1 protein-coding gene is annotated in these 1,284 nt (G+C 41.7%); it reads right to left on the bottom strand.

What is annotated here, in order from left to right:
• Positions 1–52: 52 nt before the first annotated feature.
• Positions 53–1,218, bottom strand: a protein-coding gene (locus G5B42_RS11180) for an IS3 family transposase (protein WP_181340553.1) whose coding sequence is annotated in 2 segments (ribosomal slippage) — positions 53–942 and positions 942–1,218 — 1,167 coding nt in all. Because the reading frame shifts where the segments join, the coding sequence is not laid out codon by codon here.
• Between the last annotated feature and the right edge of the window lie 66 nt (positions 1,219–1,284).

Genomic DNA, 1,284 nt, shown 5'->3' with positions numbered 1-1,284 from the left:
CCAGAAAAATTTCTATTTAAAGTGGGCTTCCCTCGGTAAAACGGACACCAAATTAAGCACTTAATCTAAGTTTTTCAAAGTTTTCCGGGGACATATACCCAATTGAAGAATGAGATCGTTTACGGTTGTAATCAATCTCGATGTATTCGAATATTTCCCGTTTGGCTTGTGCCTTAGTCAGAAAAATACGATCATTAATGCATTCAATCTTTAGTGTGCTGAAAAAACTCTCGGCTGGAGAGTTATCCCAACAGTTGCCTTTGCGGCTCATTGAACAAACAAAATGATTACGTTGCAAAAGTCTACGGTAAGAATTACAGGCATATTGAATACCGCGGTCAGAATGATGGATAAGACCTTTTTGTGGTCGCCGGTTACGAATCGCCATCTGTAAAGCATCGATAGCTATAGAAGAACTTAATGAATTGGACATTGTCCAGCCAACAATTTTTCTCGAGTATAAATCCATGACGATAGCCAAGTACAGCCAGCCTTCCATGGTCCTTATGTATGTAATATCAGCAACCCAGACTTGATTGGGAGCATTCACTTGAAAATTACGGTCCAAAAGGTTTGGAGCAATTGGATAATTGTGTTTTGAGTCTGTCGTGATTTTATAACACCGTTTTTCCCTGGCTTTTAACCCCATCTGATGCATGAGAGTTTCAACTTTGCTTTTGCCACATTTAATTCCTTGTTTTTGCAACTCATTATGGATACGGGGACTGCCATATCTTCCTTTGTACTGGTAATAGAGCTTCTTGATCGTTAAAGCTAACTCTCGATTGCGTTTACTTCGGGAACTTTCACCTCGGGTTAACCAATCATAATACCCACTACGCGAGACTTTCAAAAAACGGCACATCTTCTCAATGCTGTAGTTTACAGCAAGCTCGCGTATAATTTGATATTTTACTTCTGAGGTTGTGAGAAGATGGCCACCGCTTTTTTTAAGATATCACGCTCCATCTTTACCGTAGACAATTCTTCTTCGAGCTTGCGAATCTTTTCTTCTAACTCGTTCCCTGGTTGACGATTCCCTTGGCCAGGGAAGCTTCGATCGCCAGATTCCCGGCGTTCACGTTTCCATCGCCAAAGCATGTTTTCGGAGATCCCCAGGTCATGAGCGATCTCTCTTACCGGTTTACCGGAGGTCTCTGATAAAAGTACCGCCTGTTCCTTGAATTCCTTAGAGTACACTCTCCTTTTTTCCCCCATTTACACTCAGCTCCTTTGAATCATTTTACCTCTTAACTGAGTGTCCGGCAAACCGAGGGAATCTCA

The organism is Capillibacterium thermochitinicola (assembly GCF_013664685.1).
In the GTDB taxonomy this organism is placed as follows: domain Bacteria; phylum Bacillota; class UBA4882; order UBA10575; family UBA10575; genus Capillibacterium; species Capillibacterium thermochitinicola.
The sequence above is the reverse complement of the archived record's forward strand: the minus strand, read 5'-3'. Positions and strand labels throughout refer to the sequence as shown.